Below are 21,554 nucleotides of genomic sequence, written 5' to 3' on the forward strand. Positions count from 1 at the left end.
TCAGCCCGGAGGGGCGTGCACACGGGGCTGGGCAGGCGCGGGGTCAGTCGCCTCCGTGGGCCACGAGCGCCCCTCCGTCGACCCTCCGCGCCATGGTGATGTCGTCGCGGTCGTCGCCCTCGCCCACCCGGATCGCACCGGGAATCCTGCCGACCTCGACGTACCCGACCTGCCGGTACAGGCGGCTCGCCCCGGACCCGCTGCGCACCGACAGCACGAGCACCTCGGCACCCTCCTGGCGCGCGAGCCGGTGCAGCCCGGCCAGGAGGACGAGCCCGAGCCCGCGTCCCTGCCGCTCCGGGTCCACCATCAGCCGGTAGAGCCACCGGCCGTGGTGCAGCAGCGGGTTCTCCGACCGCACCCACCACCCCCAGCCGAGGAGTGTCCCGTCCGGGTCGCGCAGGGCACCGGCGACGGCGTTCCCGGCGGCCATCTGCTCCTCGTGCCGTGCCGCAGCGGCAGCCACGTCCTCGCGCGGCGCCCCCGGCAGGAACCCGACCGCTCCCCCGGCGTCGTTGACCCGCTGCCACAGGTCGAGCAGCTCCTCGCGGGTGCCGGCGTCGAGCAGGTCGACCCGCTCGAGCTGCGGCGCCTCGAAGACGAGCGACGACGGCTCGTCGGCCCGGTCGTCGGCCAGCACGACCTCGCGCCCCGTGTCCGCCAGCCCGCTCGCGAGCGCCGTGCGGACCGAGGCGGTGTTGTGCCCCTTGACCAGGGCCCGGACGGGCAGCTGCGGGCCCCACTCCGTGGCCATGCCCACCGCGGCCCGGCCGGCCTCCCTGGCCAGGCCGCGCCCCTGCGCCTCCACGACGAAGCGGTAGTAGAGGTTGAGGTAGGCGTCCCCGCGCTGCACGCCCACCCAGCCCAGCGGCATACCGGACTCGCGGTCCTCGGCCACCCAGTAGCCGAAGCCGTGCTCCTCCCAGTGCGCCAGGATCCGCGCGAAGAAGGCGGCGTTCGTCTCGGGGGTGCCCACCACGTGCGGCGCGTGGGTGTAGAGCCGCGGGTCGCTGTGGACGCGGGCGTGGAAGTCGCGGTCGGCCTCGGTGGGTCGGCGCAGGACGAGGCGGCGGGTGGTGGTCTCGAAGGGTGGTGCGGGCACGCGCCGGACGCTACCGGTGCCCACCGACGTCGCGTCCGGGCGTCGAGGGGTGGCGCAGCTCGTAGTCCCGGAAGGCCTCCTCGAGCGTTCGGAGCAGGCCGGCGTGGTCGGTGCGCAGGCCGGTGCTCGCCAAGGTCACCGGCGAGCCGACCAGGCCGAGGTTGGCGCGGGCCGCGGAGCGTCGGAGCCGTCCCATGCGCGCGAGGTAGGTGTCGGGGTTCCGCACCGTGACCACGACGACGGGGCTGCCGAGATCGGTCCGCTCCGACACGTCGACGACGTCGGCCCACGGCACCCGGCCGACCGCGGTGGCGGAGCTGTGGTCGTCCAGTCCCTCGCCGTCGACCACGAGGCCGCCGCCCCGGAGCGCCATGCGGACCCACAGCACGAGGAACACGCCGAACGTGACCGCCCCGAGCACCCCCACGACGACCCCCGACGGGCCGCCGAACAGCACCAGCAGCACCGACACGGCGATGAACCCTATGCACCCCAGCAGCGCCAGCACGTTCTTCCCCCGGCTGCGCTCTATCTCCACCCGCACGGCCCGAGTATGGCCGAGCCGGCCCTTCCCTGTCGGGCACCGTGGGCCCGCGCGGGTGGCGACCTGCGAGGATGCTCGCGATGACCTCCACCGCGCCGCTCGCCGACCTCGTGCCCGTGGGCGCCTCCCCCGACGACGTGTATGCCGCGTTCGCCGGCTGGTCGGAGGAGCGCGGGCTGCCGCTGTACCCCCACCAGGACGAGGCGCTGGTCGCCCTGCTCGACGGGGAGAACGTCGTGCTGTCGACCCCGACCGGCTCGGGCAAGTCGCTGGTCGCGACCGGCGCGCACCTGGCGGCGCTGGCGAGCGACCGGGTCAGCTTCTACACCGCACCGATCAAGGCCCTGGTGTCGGAGAAGTTCTTCGACCTGTGCGAGCTGTTCGGAGCCTCGGAGGTCGGGATGCTGACCGGCGACGCGTCGGTGAACCCGGACGCCCCGATCATCTGCTGCACCGCGGAGATCCTCGCCAACATCGCGCTGCGCGAGGGCCGGGACGCCGACGTCGGCCTCGTCGTCATGGACGAGTTCCACTACTACGCCGAGCCGGACCGCGGCTGGGCCTGGCAGGTCCCGCTGCTCGAGCTGCCGCAGGCGCAGTTCGTCCTCATGTCCGCCACCCTCGGCGACGTCACCCCGATCGCCGAGGACCTCACGCGCCGCAACGGCCGCGAGACGGCGCTCGTGACCGGCACGCAGCGCCCCGTGCCGCTGTCGTTCTCGTGGGCGATGACGCCGCTCGACGAGACCGTCGAGGAGCTGCTCACGACCCGGCAGGCGCCGGTCTACGTCGTCCACTTCACCCAGGCGGCGGCCCTCGACCACGCCAAGGCGCTCCTGGCGCAGAAGGCGACGCGCTCGGTCGACAAGGAGGCGATCGCCGCGCGGATCGGCGGCTTCCGCTTCACGGCGGGCTTCGGGAAGACCCTGTCGCAGCTGGTGCGCAACGGCATCGGCGTGCACCACGCGGGAATGCTGCCGCGGTACCGGAGGCTGGTCGAGCAGCTCGCGCAGGACGGGCTGCTGCAGGTCATCTGCGGCACCGACACCCTCGGTGTCGGTATCAACGTGCCGATCCGGACGGTGCTCTTCACCGCGTTGGTGAAGTACGACGGCTCGCGGCAGCGGGTGCTGCGCGCCCGGGAGTTCCACCAGATCGCCGGCCGCGCCGGTCGGGCGGGGTTCGACACGAGCGGTTCGGTCGTCGTCCAGGCGCCCGAGCACGTCATCGAGAACGCGCGCGCCCTGGCGAAGGCCGGCGACGACCCGAAGAAGCAGCGCAAGGTCCAGCGCAAGAAGCCGCCTGAGGGCACGGTGTCGTGGACCGAGCAGACCTACGACAAGCTCGTGCACGCCGAGCCCGAGCCGCTGGTCTCGCGGATGCGGGTCGACCACGCCATGGTGCTCAACGTCGTCCAACGTCCGGGCGACCCGGTGCGGGCCCTGTCCCGGTTGCTGCGCGACAACCACGAGACGCCGCGCAACCGGGCCCGGCTCGCCCGGCGCGCGATCACGCTGGGGCGCTCGCTGCTCGAGACCGGGGTGCTGCAGCGGGTCTCGCCTCCCGGTCCCGACGGGCGGGGCGTCGAGCTCGACCCCGGGGTGTCGGAGGACTTCGCCCTCAACCAGCCGTTGTCCCCGCTGGCGCTGGCCTCGTTCGAGGTGCTCGACCCCGACTCCCCCACCCATGCGCTCGACGTCGTGTCCGTCGTCGAGGCGATCCTCGACGACCCGTGGCAGGTGCTGCTCGCCCAGCAGTTCAAGGCCCGGGGCGAGGCCGTCGCCGAGATGAAGGCCGACGGGATCGAGTACGAGGAGCGGATGACGCTGCTCGAGGACGTCACCTGGCCCAAGCCGCTGGAGGACCTGCTCGAGGCGACGTTCGAGATCTTCCGGCGCAGCCACCCGTGGGTGGGCGAGTCGGCCCTGTCGCCGAAGTCGGTGGTGCGCGAGATGTACGAGCGCGCGATGACGTTCACCGAGTTCGTGTCGGCGTACCAGCTGTCCCGGTCGGAGGGCACGGTCCTGCGCTACCTCACGGACGCCTACCGCACGCTGCGCCAGCTCGTCCCCGCGGCCCAGCGCGACGAGCAGTTCGAGGAGCTGCTGGAGTGGCTCGGCGAGACGATCCGCCAGACCGACTCCTCGCTGCTCGACGAGTGGGAGGCGCTCACCGACCCCGACGCGCAGGAGCGGCTCGCCGACCTCGAGGGGCTGCACGCCCACCTCGGCACCCGTCCGAGCCGTCCCATCACCGGCAACGAGCGCGCGTTCCGGGTCATGGTGCGCAACGCCATGTTCCGCCGGGTCGAGCTCGCGAGCCGCGACCGGTTCGTGGACCTCGCTGCCCTGGAGCGGACGAATGCCGCGCTGCCCGAGCCGCCCCGTCAACCCCTCATGGACGAGGCCGCGTGGGACGCGGCGCTCGGCACCTACTGGGACGACCACGACACCATCGGCACGGACTCGGCCGCGCGCGGACCTGCGCTCCTCGCGGTCGAGGTCACGACCGGCCCGCCGCCGGGGGCAGCCGAGACGGCGACCGCCGACGGCGACGAGGGGGCGCCGGAGCACCGGCTGTGGCTGGTGCGGCAGACGCTGGCCGACCCGGACGACGACCACGACTGGGTCATCGCGGCCACGGTCGACCTCGACGCCTCCGACGAGGCCGGCGAACCGGTCGTGCTGGCCACCGCCCTGCGCCGCCTCTGAGCCACCGCCTCAGGCGGACGCGTCCCTCGTCAGCGACCAGACCCGCCCCTCGTCAGCGACCAGACCCGTCCTTCGTCAGCGCCTCGAACCGGGACAGGAACAGCGGCCAGGCGCCCGGCGACGCCATGCCGGCGGCATACCCCTCCCAGCCCTCGCCGTGCCGGTCGAGGTGACGGTGCTCGAGCTCGACCCGGGTACGGGTGTCGCCCTCCGCCAGGAAACGGACCTCCACCTCGCTGCACCGCTCAGGGTCGGTCTCGAGCTGCCAGCGCGGGCTGATGACCCAGGTGAAGACGAGCCGCAGTGGCGGCTCGAAGGCCAGGACACGGGCCCAGCGGCACGTCGTCCCGTCGGCAGCGCGGTCGTAGATGTGCCCACCGACCCGCGGCTCGAGGACGGTCTCCACGATCGGGACATCGAGCAGGTTGTACTCCCGCGGCTTCACCTGGTCGAAGTGCTCGGTGAACAGGCGGAAGGCAGTGCCGACCGGCACGTCGACGGTGACGTCGAGCAGGACGGTGGTGGCGGTGGTGCTGGTCATCGGCTTGTCTCCTTGCTGCTGGGATCGGTCGTGGTGCTGTGCCGTTCTGCGAGCTGGGCGAAGTTGGCGAGCGCGGTCCCCCAGAACGAGTCGAGCTCGGCGCGCAGGGCGGCCAAGCCGGCCGGGTCGACCCGGTAGATGCGACGCGTCCCCTGCGGCTGCACGACGACGAGGCCGGAGTCCTTGAGGACCTTCAGGTGCTGTGACACGGCCGGTCGGCTGATCGGCAGCCCCTCGGCCAGCTCGGCGACCGAGGCCGGCCGGGTCGCCAGCAGCCGCAGGATCCGTCGTCGGGAGGGATCACCCAGCGCTGCCCACGGGTCCCCGGCAATGCGGTCCGACAGCATCCCAACTTCGTCAGCGATCACTTACGGTAAGTTAGAACTTACAAACGGTGCCGTCAAGGCCCTCCGTCTGGCGGTCACCACGGCCGCGCTCGGTCCAGCGTCGGGCGTCGCTATGCGTTGCCCCGGCTCGTGGGGCAACGCACAGCGACGGCGCCACCCACCCCGGGCCAGGTGTGCCCCCAGCCGCGGGGCAGCGCACAACACCGCGAGTGCAGCCGAAAAGCCGTGGACCCGACCGTCCCGTCGCTGGCAGCCTGCCGACCCATGGAGCAGGACGAGAGCTGGGACGAGACCGCGGCCGCGCAGTACGACACCCCCGGTGAGGGCATGTTCGCCCCCGAGGTGCTCGGGCCGACCGTCGACTTCCTCGCCGACCTCGCCGACGGCGCCCCCGCCCTCGAGCTGGCGATCGGCACTGGGCGCGTCGGCATACCGCTGCGCGAGCGCGGCGTCCCGGTCACCGGCATCGAGCTGTCCGAGCCGATGGTCGCCCGGCTCCGCGAGAAGGTCGGCGAGGACGAGCTCCCCGTGGCCGTCGGCGACATGGCGACGACGCGGGTCGCCGGTGGGTTCGGGCTCGTCTACCTCGTCTTCAACACCATCTCGAACCTGCTCACCCAGGACGCCCAGGTCGAGTGCTTCGCGAACGCCGCGCGGCACCTGTCGCCCGGCGGCCGGTTCGTCGTCGAGCTGTGGGTGCCGCAGCTGCGCCAGCTCCCGCCGGGCACGCCGGCCGCGGTGTTCGCCGCCGAGCGGGGGTACGTCGGCCTCGACACGTACGACACCGTCGGCCAGCAGGTCGTGTCGCACCACTTCCGCTTCGGGCGAGGTCGGGAGGCGAGCCACGGCATCAGCGCGCACCGGTACATCTGGCCGGCCGAGCTCGACCTCATGGGCCGGTTGGCCGGGTTCGAGCTCGAGGCGAGGTATGCCGACTGGGACCGGTCTGCGTTCACCGCCGAGTCCCGCTCGCACGTGTCGGTCTACCGGCTCCCGGTGAGCGCCTGAGCCTGGTTTGGGGGTGCACGAGTGATGCGGAGGTCACACCTGCACCCCCAATGCCGGGCGGCGTGGGTCGCCTCCCCGTCAGCCGCGTCGGAGCAGCTCGCGCAGGCTGGTCGCGGGGTGACCGGTGAGCCGCGGGACCGCGTCGCTGACCGTCGCCAGCTCACCGGCGGCGATGGCCGTGTACGTCGACACCCAGGCGTCCACCTGCCAGTCCGGGGCGCCGTAGGACGCGCGTGAGGCGTAGGCCTGCTCGAGCGTCTGGGGCTCGTACCGGGTGGGCGTACCGGTCACCTCACTGACGACCTGCGCCACCTCGTCCAGGGTGAGCGCCTCGGGCCCCGTGAGGTCGTACGTCGCGCCGGCGTGGGGACCGGGGTCGCGCAGCACGACGGCGGCCACGTCGGCGATGTCGTCCTGCGCGACCGCCGCGACGCGTCCGTCGCCCGCCGGCCCACGGATGGCGCCGTCGACGGTCATCATCGGCAGGAAGTCGGCATACAGGCCGTCGCGCAGGAACGTCCACGACAGCCCGCTCGCGCGCAGGTGCTCCTCGGTGGCCCAGTGGTCGCGGGCGAGGGTGAACGTGGCGTCCGGCGCGGCCCCGAGGAACGAGGTGTAGGCGACGTGCCGCACCCCGGCTGCCACCGCCGCATCGACGAGGGCGACGTGCTGGTCGACCCGGTCGGGCGTCTCCGCGCCCGAGACCATGAACAGGACGTCGACGCCGCGCAGGGCCGCCTGCGCCCCCGTGGGGTCGGCGTAGTCGCAGCGCCGCCGCTCCCAGTCCGAGGGAGCGTCCACGCGCTCGGGACGGCGCGCGAGGAGCACCGCGGGCGTGCCGGCGGCCACCAGGCGGTCCAGGACCTTGCGCCCCAGGTGCCCGGTGACCCCGGTCAGCCCGATGACGTCCGTGCGGGTGTCGGCCATGCGGCGACGCTACCCCGCGAGCTCGAGGGTCATGAACACGCTGAACTCGTCCAGGGCGTACGGGCCGAACGGGCCGCACTCGACGAACCCGTGGCGGGCGTACAGCGCGCGGGCCGGCGCGAACTCGGCCTGCGGTCCGGTCTCGAGGCTGACCCTGGCGTAACCCCGCCGCGTGGCCTCGCCCACGAGGTGCGCGAGCACCATCGCCCCCACCCCCCGGCGACGGTGGGCCGTCGCGACGCGCATCGACTTGAGCTCGCCGTGGGTCGGGTCGAGCTCACGCAGGGCACCGCACCCGATCGCCTCGTCACCGTCCCAGACGCTCCAGAAGGTCAGGTCCGGTGTGCGCAGCCGGTCCGCGTCGAGGGCGTGCACGCTCTCGGCCGGCGAGTAGCGGTGCATGTCGGCGAGGTGCTCGGCGAGCAGCGCCCGGACCTGCGGCGTGTCGAGACCGCCGAGCCGGATCTGCGCGGCTCCCCGTACCTCTGGGACGTCCGGGACCGTGGCGGACACCGGCTCAGGCGGCGTATGCCGCGAGCTCGCTGGCGAGGTCCGCGTGCACCCGGGCCTTGACCCGCGTGCCGTCGGAGGTGTGCTCGCTCGCGAGGACGTCGGCCTCCTGGTGCAGCCGGCTGACCAGGTCACCCCGGTCGTACGGCAGCAGCACGTCGACGTCGATCGTGGGGCGGGGCAGCTCGTCGGCGATGAGCGCACGCAGCTCGGCCAGGCCCTGGCCGGTGCGGGCCGACACGATGACGCAGTGCTTCTCGTGGCGGCGCAGCCGGTCGAGCACCTCGGGGTCGGCGGCGTCGGCCTTGTTGACGACGACGACCTCCTTGACGTCGGCGGCGTCCACGTCGGCGAGGACCGCGCGGACGGCGCTGATCTGGCCCTCGGGGTCGGGGTGCGAGCCGTCGACCACGTGGAGCAGAAGGTCGGCGTCACCGACCTCCTCGAGGGTCGAGCGGAACGCCTCGACCAGCTGGGTCGGCAGCTGCCGCACGAACCCGACCGTGTCGGCGAGCGTGTAGAGGCGGCCGTCCTCCGTCTCGGCCCGGCGCACCGTCGGGTCCAGCGTGGCGAACAGCTGGTTCTGCACCAGCACGCCGGCGTTGGTCAGCCGGTTGAGCAGCGAGGACTTGCCGGCGTTGGTGTAGCCGGCGATGGCCACGCTCGGCACGGCATTGGCGCGACGGGAGAGCCGGCGGGTGTCGCGGCTGGTCTTCATCTCCTTGATCTCGCGCCGGAGCTTGGCCATCCGCTGGTTGATCCGGCGGCGGTCCAGCTCGATCTTGGTCTCACCGGGACCACGCGAGCCCATGCCCTGGCCGCCCGCGGCCTGGCCACCGGCCTGCCGGGACATCGACTCACCCCAGCCACGAAGGCGCGGCAGGAGGTACTGCATCTGGGCCAGCTCGACCTGGGCCTTGCCCTCACGGGACTTCGCGTGCTGGGCGAAGATGTCGAGGATCAGCGCGGTCCGGTCGATGACCTTGACCTTGACGACGTCCTCCAGCGCTCGCCGCTGGGACGGGGTGAGCTCGGTGTCGCAGATGACGGTGTCGGCGCCCTCGGCGACGACGATGTCGCGCAGCTCGTGCGCCTTGCCCTTGCCGAGGTAGGTGCTGTTGTCCGGGTGGCTGCGCCGCTGCACCACACCCGCGAGCACCTCCGAGCCGGCCGTCTCGGCCAGCGCGGCGAGCTCGCGCATCGAGTTGTCGGCGTCCTCCTGCGTGCCCTCGGTCCACACCGCGGCGAGGACCACGCGCTCGAGGCGCAGCTGCCGGTACTCGACCTCCGTGATGTCCTCGAGCTCGGTGGACAGGCCGGCGACACGGCGCAGCGCCGCCCGCTCCTCGCGGTCGTACTGGTCGCCGTCGAACGTGGCCAGGTCGCTGTCGAGGATCCGCTCCTCGTCGGCCAGCGCCGTGGCCCTCTGGTCAAAGATGTTCTGCTTCGTCATGTCCCCTCTAGGTTCTCACCCTGCAACACCTGCGGCGAACCGTTTAGTCCGATCGCGGCGGTGGGCCCGCCCGGCTGCGCCGCTACGGTGTCCCCTGATGAGCACCGGCGACCACTACTTCACCGCCTCCCCCGCCAGCCCCGAGCAGCAGCGCAGCCTCACCGTGCGGCTGGCCGGGCGTGACGTCACGGTTCGCACCGCCGGTGGCATCTTCAGCCCCGACGGCCTCGACAAGGGCACCGCGGTGCTGCTCCGCGAGGCGCCCGCCCCGCCGGCAACGGGAACCTTCCTCGACCTGGGCTGCGGTTGGGGACCCCTCGCGCTGAGCCTCGCGCTGCTGGCCCCGGACGCCCGGGTGTATGCCGTGGACGTCAACGAGCGCGCGCTCGACCTGCTTCGCAGCAACGCCCGCTCGCTCGGCCTGTCTCAGGTGCAGGCAGGTCTCGCGGAGGACGTGCCGGTCGACGTGTCGTTCGACCTGATCTGGTCGAACCCGCCGATCCGGGTCGGCAAGGCGGTCCTGCACGAGCTGCTGCTCACCTGGTTGCCGCGGCTGGCACCCGGCGGGGTCGCCTACCTCGTCGTGCAGAAGAACCTCGGCTCGGACTCGTTGCAGCGCTGGCTCGCCGAGCAGCTGCCGGCCGACTCGTATGCCGTGTCCCGGTACGCGTCGGACAAGGGCTTCCGGGTGCTCGAGGTCCGCCGGGCGGCCTGATCCGAGCAGATCGGCACGGCGCGGCATACCGGTCAGGAACTGGCCTCAACGCCGCCTAGCGTCGGCGACATGACCCCGAACACACACAGCTCCACGCCCACAGCCACCTTCGCCTCCGTCCGCGTGATCACGGACGACGTCCCGCGCCTGGTCGCCTTCTACGAGCTCGTCACCGACCGGGCCGCCCGCTGGGCCACCCCCACCTTCGCCGAGCTGTCGAGCGACCGCGCCACCCTGGCTGTCGCCGGGACCGAGACCCTCGCCCTCTTCGGGGAGCAGCTGGCCGAGCCCGGCGCCAACCGCTCGGTGATCATCGAGTGGCACGTCGACGACGTGGACGCCGAGCACGAGCGCCTGGGCGGCTCCGTGGGGGCGGTCGAGCAGGTCCCGACGACCATGCCCTGGGGCAACCGGTCGATGCTGTTGCGGGACCCCGACGGCAACCTGGTCAACCTGTTCACCCCGGTGTCCGATGCGGCGAGGGAGCGGTTCAGCCCAGCGAGGTGACGCCGTCGGCGACGAGCACTGCCGGGCCGGCCAGCTCGACCTCGTCGCCGGGCAGGGCGCGGACCCGCAGGCGGCCACCCGGGACGTCGACCGTCCAGGTGTCGCCCCGGCCACCCGCCCAGAAGCGGGTCGCCAGGGCGGCGGCCGCGGCGCCCGTGCCGCAGGACCGGGTCTCGCCCACGCCGCGCTCGTGGACGCGCATGCGGACGTGCCCGGCGCCGAGGGGGCGGACCAGCTCGACGTTGGTGCCGTGCTCGGGCGCGGGGTTGACCAAGGGGGCGAGGTGCAGGTCGAGGGCGTCGAGGTCGACCTGTTCGGGCAGGGCGACGACCGTGTGCGGGTTGCCGAGGTCGAGGCTGAGGGCCGACATCGGCTCATGGCCCGGCAGGTGGACGAGCGCGTCGAAGCCCTCATCCTCGGCGATCGCCGGCTGGGCCAGCCGCCACGGGCCGAGGTTGACGGCGATGACCGCGTCGGCGCCCTGGCCCTCGAACCGCACGACCTTGGTGCCGGCCCGGGTGGCGATGGCGAACTCGTCCGCGGTCTCCAGTCCCTCCCGCCGCAGGTAGGTGGCGAAGACGCGGGTGCCGTTGCCGCACATCTCGGCGATGCTGCCGTCGGCGTTGCGGTAGTCCATGAACCAGCGGGCGTGGGCCGCCTGGGCCAGCACGCCGGGCTCGGTGGCGGCCGCGCTCGGCACCACCCGGATCACGCCGTCACCGCCGATGCCGGCGTGCCGGTCGGCGAGGCGGGCGGCCTGCTGGGCGGTCAGGTCGAGGGCGCCCTCGAGGTCGGGGACGAGGACGAAGTCGTTCTCGGTGCCGTGCCCCTTGGTGAAGGCGATCTGGTCAGCCATGCCTGTCATTCTCGCCGATCGCGGCCCGGACGAGTGCCACGGCCCGCGGGACGAGGCCGGGGTCCGTCGCGTCCAGCCAGGCGATCCTCGGGTCGGGCGTGAACCACGACTCCTGCCGCCGGGCGAACCGTCGCGTCATCGCGGTCGTCTGCGCCTGTGCCTCCTCGCGCGTCATCGTGCCGTCGAGCTCGGCGAGGGCCTGGGCGTAACCGAGTGCCCTGGAGGCGGTGCGGCCCTGACGAAGGCCACGCCGTTCCAGGCCGCGCGCCTCCTCGAGCAGCCCGTCGTCCCACATGCGGGCGACCCGCTGCGCGATGCGGTCGTCGAGCACGCCGCGGTCCAGCCGCAGCCCGATGGTGGTCGTGGGCTGGAGGTGCTCGCGGCGGGGCATGGTGGCCGAGAAGGGGCGACCGGTGAGCTCGACGACCTCGAGCGCACGCACCACCCGTCGCACGTTGCGGGGCTCGATCGCCTGCGCCGCAACGGGATCCACCTCGCACAGCCGCTCGTACACCGCCTCGGGGCCGACCGCCTCCGCCTCAGCCTCCAGCCGCGCTCGGACGGCCGGGTCGGTGGGTGGGATGTCGAGGACGTCGAGCGCCGCCCGGACGTACAAGCCGGATCCACCCACGACCACCGGGTGCGCGCCACGGCCCTGGATCGCCGCGATGTCCGCCCGCGCCGCCTGCTGGTATGCCGCGACGCTCGCCTCCTGCGTCACGTCCAGCACGTCGAGCTGGTGGTGCGGGATGCCGCGGCGCTCCGCCACGGACAGCTTGGCCGTGCCGATGTCCATGCCGCGGTAGAGCTGGCTGGCGTCGGCGTTGACCACCTCGCCGCCGAGCTCCTCCGCGAGGTGCAGCCCGAGGTCGGACTTGCCGGTGGCGGTGGGCCCGACGACCGCGACCACCAGGGGGCGCGAGGTCCGGGGGCGGGAGGTCACCGGGTCAGAGATCGTGCTCGTCCGGGGCGTCGTGGCCGAACGGGTCCTCGTCGACACCCGGCATCCACGAGTGGCCGGGCACGCCCCAACCCTGCTTCTTGACAGCCTTGCGGGCCTTCTTGCCCCAGCGGTCGTTGAGCCGGTCCACGTAGAGGAAACCGTTGAGGTGGTCGTACTCGTGCTGCATGCACCGGGCGAACCAGCCGCTGGCCTCGAACGAGATCTCGTTGCCCTCGACGTCGAAGCCCGTGACCTTCGCACTCAGGCCTCGCTTGAGCGGGAAGCTCTCCCCCGGCACCGACAGGCAGCCCTCGACCTCGTCGTGCGGGTCCGGGTCCTCGACCGCCGGCTTCGAGGCCGTGACGTACGGGTTCACCACGACGCCACGCGGGGGCACGCCGTCGTCGTTCTCCATCTGCCAGGTGAAGATGCGCAGCCCCACGCCGACCTGGGGCGCGGCGAGGCCGACGCCGTTCGCCGCGTCCATGGTCTCGAACATGTCGGCGACGAGGTCGGCGAGCTCGGCGTCGAAGTGCTGCACGGGTTCGGCCCGACGGTGCAGGACGGGCTCGCCCGTGATGACGATGGGGCGCACGGTCATGCGGGGAAGTCTTCCAGATCGGGGCGGTCGCGTCCGGCGGGGGCGAAAACGTCAGCCACAGCTCGGGGCGGTCACCGTGGCAGGCCGACCCACGCCCGGCATGCCGAGGCTGACGGCGGGCTTGCCGCCACCGGTGGGCTGGTCCTGCAGCGCCGCCCACGCGTCACCCCCGGCAGTGCGGCGCACGGCATACGCACCGCCGGAGAGGGCGGCGTCGGCGACGAGGTGGTGCGGGGCGCCGTAGGTGACGCCGACGGTGACCATGTCGCCGGGGCGCGGCTTCTCGGCGCCCTCGGGCACGGCGAAGTGGACGAGGCGGTTGTCACGGGCCCGGCCCGACAGGCGCTGGGTCTCGGTGTCCTTGCGGCCCTCACCGGTGGCGACGAGGACCTCCACCTCCCGGCCCTCGATGGCGCGGTTCTCGGCCCAGGAGATCTCCTCCTGCAGCTCGATCAGGCGGTCGTAGCGCTCCTGCACGACGGCCTTGGGCAGCTGGTCGGGCATCGTCGCTGCCGGCGTGCCGGGCCGGATCGAGTACTGGAAGGTGAACGCGCTGGAGAAGCGGCTCTCGCGCACGACGCGCAGCGTCTCCTCGAAGTCCGCGTCCGTCTCCCCCGGGAAGCCGACGATGATGTCGGTCGTGATCGCGGCATCCGGGATCTGCGCCCGGACCTTGTCGAGGATGCCGAGGAACTTGGCGCTGCGGTAGGAGCGGCGCATGTCCTTGAGCACCTTGTCCGAGCCGGACTGCAGCGGCATGTGCAGGCTCGGCATGACGTTGGGGGTCTCGGCCATCGCGGCGATGACGTCGTCGGTGAAGGCCGCCGGGTGCGGGCTGGTGAAGCGCACCCGCTCCAGGCCGTCGATCTCGCCGCAGGCCCGCAGCAGCTTGCCGAACGCGAGCCGGTCGCCGAACTCGACGCCGTAGGTGTTGACGTTCTGCCCGAGCAGGGTGACCTCGACGACGCCTTGGTCGACGAGCGCCTGCACCTCGGCGAGCACGTCGCCGGGGCGGCGGTCGGCCTCCTTGCCGCGCAGGCTGGGGACGATGCAGAACGTGCAGGTGTTGTTGCACCCCACCGAGATCGACACCCAGCCGGCGTAGGCGGAGTCGCGGCGCGTGGGCAGGGTCGAGGGGAAGACCTCGAGGCTCTCGAGGATCTCGACCTCGGCGCGCTTGTTGTGGCGGGCGCGGTCGAGCAGGGCCGGGAGGCTGCCGATGTTGTGGGTGCCGAAGACGACGTCGACCCACGGGGCCCGCTGCACGATGGTCGAGCGGTCCTTCTGGGCCATGCAGCCACCGACCGCGATCTGCATGTCGGGGTTGCGGGTCTTGGCGGGACGCAGCTGGCCGAGGTTGCCGTAGAGCTTGTTGTCGGCGTTCTCGCGGACAGCGCAGGTGTTGAAGACGACGACGTCGGCGGCCTCGGGCCGCTCCCCCGCGGGGAGGCTGTTGACGTCGACGTAGCCGGCGGTCTCGAGCAGGCCGGCGAGCCGCTCGGAGTCGTGGACGTTCATCTGGCACCCGTGGGTGCGCACGTCGTAGGTCTTCGCTCCGGCGGTGGGGGTGGCAACTGTGGTCGTCATCGCACCGACAAGGGTACGTGCTCCCCACCGCTGCGTATGCCGGGTCGGCGCCGGCACACTGCGATGCCGGGCTCGATCCGGCGCCGGGGTCGGTCCGGGGCCGGGTCGGCGCCCGGCGACGGTCAGTCGCGCTGGTGCTCGGGGGCCCCGCGGACGGCCTCGCGGATGACCTGCATGGACAGGTCGCCCGGGTAGCCCTTGCGGGCGAGCATGCCGGCGAGCCGGCGGGTCTGCACCGTGGCGTCGAGCCCGTGCATGGTCCGGAGCTTCTTGGCGACCAGGCGCTCGGCCTGCTCGCGCTCGTCCTCGGGGCGGACCTCCTCGAGGGCGGCCTGCGCCGTCTCGTCGTCGACGCCCTTGGTGCGCAGCTCGCGCGCCAGCGCGCGTTTGGCGAGCCCCCGGCTGGCCTGCTGGGAGCGGACCAGCATCCCGGCATAAGCCTCGTCGTCGATGAGGCCCACCTCGGTCATGCGGTCGAGGACACGCTCGGCGACGTCGTCGGCGCAGCCACGCTGGCGCAGCTTGTCGGCCAGCTGCTTGCGGCTGCGCGGCGCCATCGCCAGCTGGCGCAGGACGATCTGCCGTGCGACGTCCTCGGCATCCGGCTCGCCGTCACGAGTCGTGGGGTCGGACTCGGGGTCGCCCGGGATGGGCTGCCACGCCCGCGGTCGGCGCTCTCGGCTCTCTGGCCGCTCTCGGCGCTTCGGCCTGGACGCCGTACGGGGCTCCCGGGGCGCGTCGGGCTCCCAGATCGCACCCGGCTCCGCAGCGGCGCCCGTGCCCGCGTCCGCACCTCGTTCCGCAGGGGCACCCGGTTCGGACGCCGTGGGCGGGACGTCGCCGAACCACGAGGGTCCGTGGGACGACGTCGCGGCCTGGGCTGCCTCGAGGGCAGCCCAGGCCGCGGCACGCTTGTCAGTCATGATCGGTGACTGGTGGAGCGGTCAGGTCCGGTCAGAACTCGACCGGCACCTCGGGGACGACCTCGGCCGGCTTGTCGACCTGCGGGCCGACGCCCAGCTTCTCCTTGATCTTCTTCTCGATCTCGTTGGCGAGGTCGGGGTTGTCCTTGAGGAAGTTGCGGGCGTTCTCCTTGCCCTGCCCGAGCTGGTCGCCGTCGTAGGTGTACCAAGCGCCGGACTTGCGGACGAACCCGTGCTCGACACCCATGTCGATGAGGCCGCCCTCACGCGAGATGCCCTGCCCGTAGAGGATGTCGAACTCGGCCTGCTTGAACGGCGGGGACACCTTGTTCTTGACGACCTTGACGCGGGTGCGGTTGCCGACCGGCTCGCTGCCGTCCTTGAGGGTCTCGATCCGGCGGACGTCGAGGCGGACCGAGGCGTAGAACTTCAGCGCCTTGCCACCGGTCGTCGTCTCCGGCGAGCCGAACATGACGCCGATCTTCTCGCGGAGCTGGTTGATGAAGATCGCGGTCGTGCCGGTGGTGTTGAGCGCACCGGTGATCTTGCGCAGCGCCTGCGACATCAGGCGCGCCTGGAGGCCGACGTGGCTGTCACCCATCTCGCCCTCGATCTCGGCGCGCGGCACGAGCGCCGCCACCGAGTCGATGACGATGATGTCGAGGGCGCCGGAGCGGATCAGCATGTCGGCGATCTCGAGCGCCTGCTCACCGGTGTCGGGCTGGGACACGAGGAGGGCGTCGGTGTCGACGCCGAGCTTCTTGGCGTACTCGGGGTCGAGGGCGTGCTCGGCGTCGATGAACGCCGCGATGCCGCCGTTGCGCTGGGCGTTGGCCACGGCGTGCAGGGCGACGGTCGTCTTGCCCGAGGACTCCGGGCCGTAGATCTCGACGACGCGGCCGCGCGGCAGCCCGCCGATGCCCAGTGCGACGTCGAGGGAGATCGACCCGGTGGGGATGACCTCGATGGGGGGTCGGACGTCGTCGCCGAGGCGCATGACCGCGCCCTTGCCGAAGTTCTTCTCGATCTGACCCATGACGGTGTCGAGGGACCTTGCCTTCTGGTCCAGTCCCACTGCTGAGGGGTTGGTCGGTGCGGCCATCTTCGCCACGCTTCCTTCTTTCGTCTCGTGTCGGGCGCGCCTGCCGTCGACCCTGCTGCAGCCTGGGCTCTGGTTGGCCTCGCACTCTCCTGCGTTCGGGTCAGACGCTAGGTGTCGGCACCGACAGCCGTCGCGAGGCCGAGTGCGGGCCTGTGGACGGTCGGTCTGGCGGGACGCCACCTGTGGAGAAACCTACCGAACACGTGTTCGAAAGTCGCGCACGTGCGCGGCCGACACGCCGGTCGCCCCCCGACGGACCCGACGTGCCGGCCGCAGTCCCTGCTGCCGCCTCCTCAGCGGGTGACGGCGTCCCGCGCCCGGACCATGGCCTGGCGCAAGTCGTCGAACGCGTGCTCGACGCCGGACGTGACGGCCTCGACCGCCTCCTCCGCGGCCTCGCCCCGGTTCTCCACCCGAGCCCGCGCCTTCGCGATCCGGTGCCGGACGTCGGCGAGCGCCGCCGCGAGCCGCTCGTCGGCCTCCATGCGCCCGAGGTGGTACTGCAGCTCGAGGTCGTCGAGCCGGCCGGCCCACTGCTCGATCCGCGTGCGCGCCAGCTCGATCCGCAGGCCGACGATCTCCGCCTGCAGCGCGTCGATCCGATCCCGGGTCGCCGTCTCGTCCTTGGCCGTGCGGTCGTCCTTCTCCGCGGTCATGTCCTCGTTCCTCTCCGGTTCGGCGGGCGCCGGACCCCGGCACCTCTTCCATGCTGGGAGCCGCCCCCGACCCGGAACAGGGACTTCGGACCCGGGTGGGCGACCGGCGCCCGGTGGAGCGTGGGCGTGAGCCCGCACCGAGGAGGACGCCATGACGCACGACGGCACGTGGGAGATCTCGATCTCCCTCGACGAGCACGACGGACGCACCCGCGCGGAGGTCCGGCTGCACACGCACGGCGGCACCCACTTGCGCGGCGTCGGGTGGGCCGACCGCAACCCCAAGGACCCCGAGGTGCCCCAGATCGGCGAGGAGCTCGCCGTGTCGCGCGCGCTCTCCGAGCTGGCCCACGAGCTCCTGCAGAGCACGGCGGACGACATCGCCGCCTCGCTGCACCACCCGGTGACCCTGCGCCGCTGACGCCGCAGCAGACCCACCGACCCCTTCTCCGCCATGAGCGCCCCGGCCGGCACCCCGTCACACGAGCACGTCCTGGTCGCCCAGCACCTGACGCGCAGTTTCGGCGACCGGGTGGCAGTGGACGACGTCTCGTTCCACATCGCGCCCGGCGAGGCCTACGGGCTCCTCGGCCCCAACGGGGCCGGCAAGACCACGACGATCCGGCTCGTGTGCGGGCTGCTCACCCCCGACGCGGGGTCGGTGGAGGTGACGGGCATCCCGGTCAGCGCCGGCGCGACCCGCGCCAAGGCCCGCATCGGCTACGTCCCGCAGGACGTCTCGCTCTACCCGGACCTCACCGCCCGGGAGAACCTCGCCTTCTTCGGCCGGCTCTACCGGCTCTCGGGGTCGACGCTGCGCGCCCGCGTGGACGAGGTGCTCGACCTGGTGGACCTGCGCGACCGGGGCGACGACCGGGTCGAGTCCTACAGCGGCGGTATGCGGCGCCGGCTCAACATCGGCGCGAGCCTGCTGCACCGGCCCGAGCTGCTCGTCCTCGACGAGCCCACCGTCGGGGTGGACCCGCAGAGCCGCCACGCGATCATGGAGAGCATCCGCGCGCTCGGCTCCTCCGGCCTCGCCGTGCTCTACACGACGCACTACATGGAGGAGGCGGAGCGCCTCTGCGACCGGGTCGCCATCATCGACCGTGGACGCCTCGTCGCCGAGGGCACGCGCCGCGAGCTCGTTGCCCGGGTGGGCGAACGCGACCGGATCCTGTTGTCCGCCAGTGGTTCCCTGGCCACGTTCGCGGAGACGTGCCGGTCGATGGAGGGGATCGACAGCGTCGACGTCTCCGACTCCTCGGTCGAGCTGCTGGCGACCGAGGGGCGCCTGCGACTGCCCTGCGTGCTGGCCGCCGCCACCAGTGCGGGGGCAGCGGTGCGCTCGGTCGAGGTGGTCGAGCCCGACCTCGAGGCGGTCTTCCTGCACCTGACCGGCACGGCCCTCAGGGAGTGAGACGTGCACCCCGTCCTCGCCATCGCCCTGAAGGACCTGCGGCAGCGCATGCGCGACCGGTCGGTGTGGGTGCTGGGGTTCCTCGCACCGCTGGCGGTGGCGGCGCTGATCAGCCTCGCGTTCGGGGGCGCGCAGACGTTCCACACGTCGGTGGCGGTGGTGGACGAGGACCACGGTGCGATCGCCGCCGGCTTCACGCAGTTCCTGCGCAGCCCCGACCTCCACGGCCTGCTGACGGTGCGGACCGTGTCCGGCACTGCCGACGCCCGGGCGAAGGTCGCGAACGGCACGCTCGGCGCGGCATACGTCATCCCGGCGGGCTTCTCCGACGCGGTGACGGCCGGGCGCAGCCAGCCCATCACGGTGCTCGCCAGCGTGGACGCCACGGTGGCCGCGCAGGTGGCGAGGGCGCTCGCCCAGTCGTTCACCGCGCACCTCGAGGGCGTGCAGCTGTCGGTGCGCACGGCGGTGGCGGCAGGCGCCCCGCCGAGCGCGATCGCCGCCCTCGCCGCGCAGGCCTCGACCAGGGAGCTGCCCGAGCAGGCGCAGCCCCGGGCGTCCGGGGCCAAGACCCTCACCGCGGTCAGCTACTACGCGCCGGCGATGGGCACGTTCTTCATGTTCTTCGCGATCGGGTTCGGCTCGCGCGGCTGGTTCCTCGAGCGCAGCGGCGGGACCCTGGAGCGGTTGGCCGTGGCCCCCATGGGGATGGGCGCCGTGCTGGCGGGCAAGTCGCTCGCGACGTTCGTCTACGGCGCCGCCAGCCTCGGCACGGTGGCGCTCGTGAGCTCGCTCGCCTTCGGGGCGGACTGGGGTCCCCCACCTGTCGTGGTGGCGCTGGTCCTCGCGCTGGCCCTGACGCTGGTGGGCCTCACCGCCCTCGTGATCACGCTGGCGCGCACCGAGCGACAGGCGGAGGGCATCGCCTCGATCATCACGTTCGGGCTGGTGCTGCTCGGTGGCAACTTCGTCTTCATCTCGCAGGCGCCGGACGCCGTGCGCACGCTGTCGCGCCTCACCCCGAACGGGTGGGCCCTGCGGGCGTTCACCGACCTGTCGGGTGGGGCGCCATGGACGGCGGCGGTCGTACCGTTGCTGGCGGTGCTGGCGTTCGCCGCCGGGACGGCGTTCATCGCCTTCCTGCTGCGCGGTCGGGTGCTGGCGCGATGACCGGCCGGGAGATGAGTGGTCGCGCGAAGTCGGGGCGGCCGACGGCCGGGCGGCCTACGACGGGACGGGCGACGACGGGACGGGCGACGACGGGGCGGGCGACGACGGGGCGGCGGTCGCGATGACCGCCCTGACGCTGGCGTGGACCGAGCTGCGGCGGGCGGCGCGTGACCGCACCTTCCTGTTCTTCGCGCTGTTCCTGCCGTTCATGGTCATCCTGCTCATCGGGGTGACGACGTCGGGGTTCGCGCAGGAGCGGGTCGCCGTGGTCCAGGGAGACCGCAGCGCCATGGCGAACTCGCTGGTGACCGAGCTGGACGCGGCCCCGGGCCTGCAGGTCGTGCGCGTGGCGGACCGGGAGGCTGGCGTCCAACGGCTGCGGTCCGGCGAGGTGACGGCGGTAGTGCTGGTCCCGCCGGACTTCTCGACCACGCTGGAAGCGGGCCGCTCGGTGGTCCTGCCGGTGCTGACCACCGGCGCAGTGGGTTCGGGCGGCTCGACACTCACGACCATCCGGTCCGTCGTCGCGCGACAGGCTGCGACGGTGCAGGCCGCGGCGTTCGCCACCGAACGCGTCGGCGGCACGTTCGCGCAGAACCGGGCTCGCGCCCTGGCCCTGCAGAGCCAGGCGCCGGTCGCGGGAGTGCGCACCGTGGTCGTCGACAGCGCGAGCAACTACCTGCCGCTCGGCTTCAGCTACAGCGCACCGACCATGCTGGTGCTCTTCGTCTTCATCAACGCGATGGCCGGCGGCGCCGCGATCATCCAGACCCGGCGGCTGGGCATCTTCTCCCGGGCCCTGGCCGCACCCGTCCGGCCGCGCGACCTCGTCCTGGGCGAGGGCCTGTGCTACCTCACCCTCGCCGCAGCCCAGGCCGCGCTCATCGTGGTCGTCGGCGCGGTCGTCTTCGGTGTCGGCTGGGGGGACCCGCTCGCGGCGGGACTGCTCATCGGCGTGTGGTGCCTCGTCGGGACCGGCGCCGGCCTCGTCAGCGGGACGCTCTTCCACACACCCGAGCAGGCCAGTGCGATCGGGCCGGCGGTCGGGATCGCCTTCGGGATGCTCGGCGGCTGCATGTGGCCGCTCGAGATCGTGCCTGCCGGCGTCCGGGCCGCCGGGCACCTCACGCCGCACGCCTGGGCCGTCGACGCCTGGGTGACGCTGCTGTCGCGTGGGGGCGGGGTCGGCGACATCCTGGTGGAGCTGGCCGTGCTGGCCGGGTTCGCGGTGCTGCTGCTGGCCACGGCGACGCTGCGCCTGCGCCGCTCGCTGGTCACCGGCTGACGCTCGTCTGCGCGCAGACGAGCGGGTGGGTGGGGACGCGGGTCTGACACAGACGATCGCGTCACTGCGCGCGGATCCGCTCTCTGCGCAGTGGCACGGAGGTCTGTGCGCAGACCTCCGGGTCGGGGGCGCCGGGGACCGCGGCATGTCGGGTGGTCGTGGCCTCCGTGGGCGCGTCGGTCAGGGACGGCGGCGCATGGGGGTGTGCGGGATGCCGTCCTCGACGAAGCCCCGCCCGTCGGGCACGAACCCGAACCCGGCGTACCAGTCGGCCAGGTGCGACTGGGCGTCGAGGACGACGTCGCGCTCCCCTGCCAGGTCCAGTGCGGCCCGCACCAGCCGGGCCGCCAGCCCGCGCCCCCGTGCGGACTCGGCTGTCGCGACCCGACCGACACGCAGCGCCGTGCCGTCCTCCAGCACCCGCAACGTCGAGACCGGCACGCCGTCGACCTCCACCCACAGGTGCCTGGCCGAGGGCTCGCTGTCGCGGCCGTCGAGGTCGAGGTAGGGGCAGTCCTGCTCGACCACGAAGACCTGCGAGCGCAACGCCCAGAGCCGGTATGCCGTGTGCGCGTCGAGCTCCTCGAACGTCGCCACCCGGACCGGCGACTCGGGCGTGGACGGGTCGACGAGGTGGCGCGGCATA

Annotated in this window: 23 protein-coding genes; 8 read left to right on the forward strand and 15 right to left on the reverse strand. The window is 72.9% G+C overall.

What is annotated here, in order from left to right; all coding sequences use genetic code 11:
* Positions 1-43: 43 nt before the first annotated feature.
* Both RKE38_RS00880 and RKE38_RS00885 read right to left on the reverse strand, forming a co-directional pair.
* Positions 44-1,102 carry a GNAT family N-acetyltransferase gene (locus RKE38_RS00880; RefSeq protein WP_316005575.1) on the reverse strand — a complete coding sequence of 353 codons (1,059 nt, stop codon included), beginning with the start codon at positions 1,100-1,102 and terminating at the stop codon, positions 44-46.
* Positions 1,103-1,112: 10 nt separating this feature from the next.
* On the reverse strand, positions 1,113-1,646 hold the full coding sequence (locus RKE38_RS00885) for an STM3941 family protein (RefSeq protein ID WP_316005576.1): 534 nt from the start codon (positions 1,644-1,646) through the stop codon (positions 1,113-1,115).
* Between the two features lie 80 nt (positions 1,647-1,726).
* Here RKE38_RS00885 and RKE38_RS00890 point away from each other — a divergent pair, with 80 nt between their 5' ends.
* On the forward strand, positions 1,727-4,357 hold the full coding sequence (locus RKE38_RS00890) for a DEAD/DEAH box helicase (RefSeq protein WP_316005577.1): 2,631 nt from the start codon (positions 1,727-1,729) through the stop codon (positions 4,355-4,357).
* Between the two features lie 52 nt (positions 4,358-4,409).
* On the opposite strand, the gene RKE38_RS00895 is transcribed toward RKE38_RS00890, so the two are convergent.
* Positions 4,410-4,898: an SRPBCC family protein gene (locus RKE38_RS00895; RefSeq protein WP_316005578.1), complete on the reverse strand. Its 489-nt coding sequence runs from the start codon at positions 4,896-4,898 to the stop codon at positions 4,410-4,412.
* The gene (locus RKE38_RS00900; protein WP_316005579.1) at positions 4,895-5,266 is read right to left on the reverse strand and encodes a metalloregulator ArsR/SmtB family transcription factor; all 372 of its coding nucleotides are present in this window, start codon (positions 5,264-5,266) and stop codon (positions 4,895-4,897) included. Before RKE38_RS00900 ends, RKE38_RS00895 begins: the two co-directional genes overlap by 4 nt.
* A 243-nt stretch (positions 5,267-5,509) precedes the next feature.
* Between RKE38_RS00900 and RKE38_RS00905 the strand changes: the two genes are divergently transcribed.
* Complete coding sequence (locus tag RKE38_RS00905) at positions 5,510-6,253, forward strand: class I SAM-dependent methyltransferase (protein WP_316005580.1); 744 nt, start codon at positions 5,510-5,512, stop codon at positions 6,251-6,253.
* Positions 6,254-6,331: 78 nt separating this feature from the next.
* Here the strand turns inward: RKE38_RS00905 and RKE38_RS00910 are convergent, their stop codons facing one another.
* Genes RKE38_RS00910 through hflX form a run of 3 tightly spaced genes read right to left on the reverse strand, consistent with a single transcriptional unit; the run spans position 6,332 to position 9,143 of the window.
* Positions 6,332-7,180, reverse strand: coding sequence for an SDR family oxidoreductase (locus tag RKE38_RS00910; protein WP_316005581.1), 849 nt, complete (start codon positions 7,178-7,180; stop codon positions 6,332-6,334).
* A gap of 9 nt (positions 7,181-7,189) precedes the next feature.
* Positions 7,190-7,693 carry a GNAT family N-acetyltransferase gene (locus RKE38_RS00915; protein ID WP_410055416.1) on the reverse strand — a complete coding sequence of 168 codons (504 nt, stop codon included), beginning with the start codon at positions 7,691-7,693 and terminating at the stop codon, positions 7,190-7,192.
* A 4-nt stretch (positions 7,694-7,697) separates the two neighbouring features.
* Positions 7,698-9,143: a GTPase HflX gene (gene hflX, locus RKE38_RS00920; RefSeq protein WP_316005582.1), complete on the reverse strand. Its 1,446-nt coding sequence runs from the start codon at positions 9,141-9,143 to the stop codon at positions 7,698-7,700.
* 97 nt (positions 9,144-9,240) lie between these two features.
* Here hflX and RKE38_RS00925 point away from each other — a divergent pair, with 97 nt between their 5' ends.
* Together RKE38_RS00925 and RKE38_RS00930 are read left to right on the forward strand one after the other, a co-directional pair.
* Complete coding sequence (locus tag RKE38_RS00925) at positions 9,241-9,858, forward strand: class I SAM-dependent methyltransferase (RefSeq protein ID WP_316005583.1); 618 nt, start codon at positions 9,241-9,243, stop codon at positions 9,856-9,858.
* 69 nt (positions 9,859-9,927) lie between these two features.
* Complete coding sequence (locus RKE38_RS00930) at positions 9,928-10,365, forward strand: VOC family protein (RefSeq protein ID WP_316005584.1); 438 nt, start codon at positions 9,928-9,930, stop codon at positions 10,363-10,365.
* Here the strand turns inward: RKE38_RS00930 and dapF are convergent.
* From dapF to RKE38_RS00965, 7 genes are all read right to left on the reverse strand, one after another.
* Positions 10,349-11,221: a diaminopimelate epimerase gene (gene dapF, locus RKE38_RS00935; protein WP_316005585.1), complete on the reverse strand. Its 873-nt coding sequence runs from the start codon at positions 11,219-11,221 to the stop codon at positions 10,349-10,351. The genes RKE38_RS00930 and dapF overlap by 17 nt on opposite strands.
* Positions 11,214-12,164, reverse strand: a complete 951-nt coding sequence (gene miaA, locus RKE38_RS00940) for a tRNA (adenosine(37)-N6)-dimethylallyltransferase MiaA (protein WP_316005586.1) — start codon at positions 12,162-12,164, stop codon at positions 11,214-11,216. The genes dapF and miaA overlap by 8 nt, the downstream gene beginning before the upstream one ends.
* Positions 12,165-12,168: 4 nt before the next feature.
* Entirely contained in the window at positions 12,169-12,765 is a 597-nt protein-coding gene (gene def, locus RKE38_RS00945; protein WP_316005587.1) for a peptide deformylase, read from the reverse strand.
* A gap of 51 nt (positions 12,766-12,816) precedes the next feature.
* Positions 12,817-14,352, reverse strand: a complete 1,536-nt coding sequence (miaB, locus tag RKE38_RS00950; protein WP_316005588.1) for a tRNA (N6-isopentenyl adenosine(37)-C2)-methylthiotransferase MiaB — start codon at positions 14,350-14,352, stop codon at positions 12,817-12,819.
* Between the two features lie 122 nt (positions 14,353-14,474).
* On the reverse strand, positions 14,475-15,275 hold the full coding sequence (locus tag RKE38_RS00955; RefSeq protein ID WP_316005589.1) for a regulatory protein RecX: 801 nt from the start codon (positions 15,273-15,275) through the stop codon (positions 14,475-14,477).
* A 31-nt stretch (positions 15,276-15,306) separates the two neighbouring features.
* On the reverse strand, positions 15,307-16,377 hold the full coding sequence (gene recA / locus RKE38_RS00960; RefSeq protein WP_316007572.1) for a recombinase RecA: 1,071 nt from the start codon (positions 16,375-16,377) through the stop codon (positions 15,307-15,309).
* A gap of 293 nt (positions 16,378-16,670) precedes the next feature.
* A complete protein-coding gene (locus RKE38_RS00965; protein ID WP_316005590.1) occupies positions 16,671-17,033 on the reverse strand; it encodes a hypothetical protein in 363 nt (120 codons plus the stop codon).
* A 151-nt stretch (positions 17,034-17,184) separates the two neighbouring features.
* Between RKE38_RS00965 and RKE38_RS00970 the strand changes: the two genes are divergently transcribed.
* The 4 genes from RKE38_RS00970 to RKE38_RS00985 all read left to right on the forward strand — a co-directional run bounded on the left by RKE38_RS00970 (position 17,185) and on the right by RKE38_RS00985 (position 20,908).
* Complete coding sequence (locus RKE38_RS00970) at positions 17,185-17,454, forward strand: DUF1876 domain-containing protein (RefSeq protein WP_316005591.1); 270 nt, start codon at positions 17,185-17,187, stop codon at positions 17,452-17,454.
* A gap of 33 nt (positions 17,455-17,487) precedes the next feature.
* On the forward strand, positions 17,488-18,453 hold the full coding sequence (locus RKE38_RS00975; RefSeq protein ID WP_316005592.1) for an ABC transporter ATP-binding protein: 966 nt from the start codon (positions 17,488-17,490) through the stop codon (positions 18,451-18,453).
* A 3-nt stretch (positions 18,454-18,456) separates the two neighbouring features.
* Complete coding sequence (locus RKE38_RS00980; RefSeq protein WP_316005593.1) at positions 18,457-19,623, forward strand: ABC transporter permease; 1,167 nt, start codon at positions 18,457-18,459, stop codon at positions 19,621-19,623.
* Positions 19,624-19,744: 121 nt separating this feature from the next.
* Positions 19,745-20,908, forward strand: coding sequence for an ABC transporter permease (locus RKE38_RS00985; protein WP_316005594.1), 1,164 nt, complete (start codon positions 19,745-19,747; stop codon positions 20,906-20,908).
* Between the two features lie 180 nt (positions 20,909-21,088).
* Here the strand turns inward: RKE38_RS00985 and RKE38_RS00990 are convergent, their stop codons facing one another.
* On the reverse strand, positions 21,089-21,553 hold the full coding sequence (locus tag RKE38_RS00990) for a GNAT family N-acetyltransferase (protein WP_316005595.1): 465 nt from the start codon (positions 21,551-21,553) through the stop codon (positions 21,089-21,091).
* Position 21,554 lies beyond the last annotated feature (1 nt).

It is taken from the genome of Phycicoccus sp. M110.8, assembly GCF_032464895.1.
In the GTDB taxonomy this organism is placed as follows: domain Bacteria; phylum Actinomycetota; class Actinomycetes; order Actinomycetales; family Dermatophilaceae; genus Pedococcus.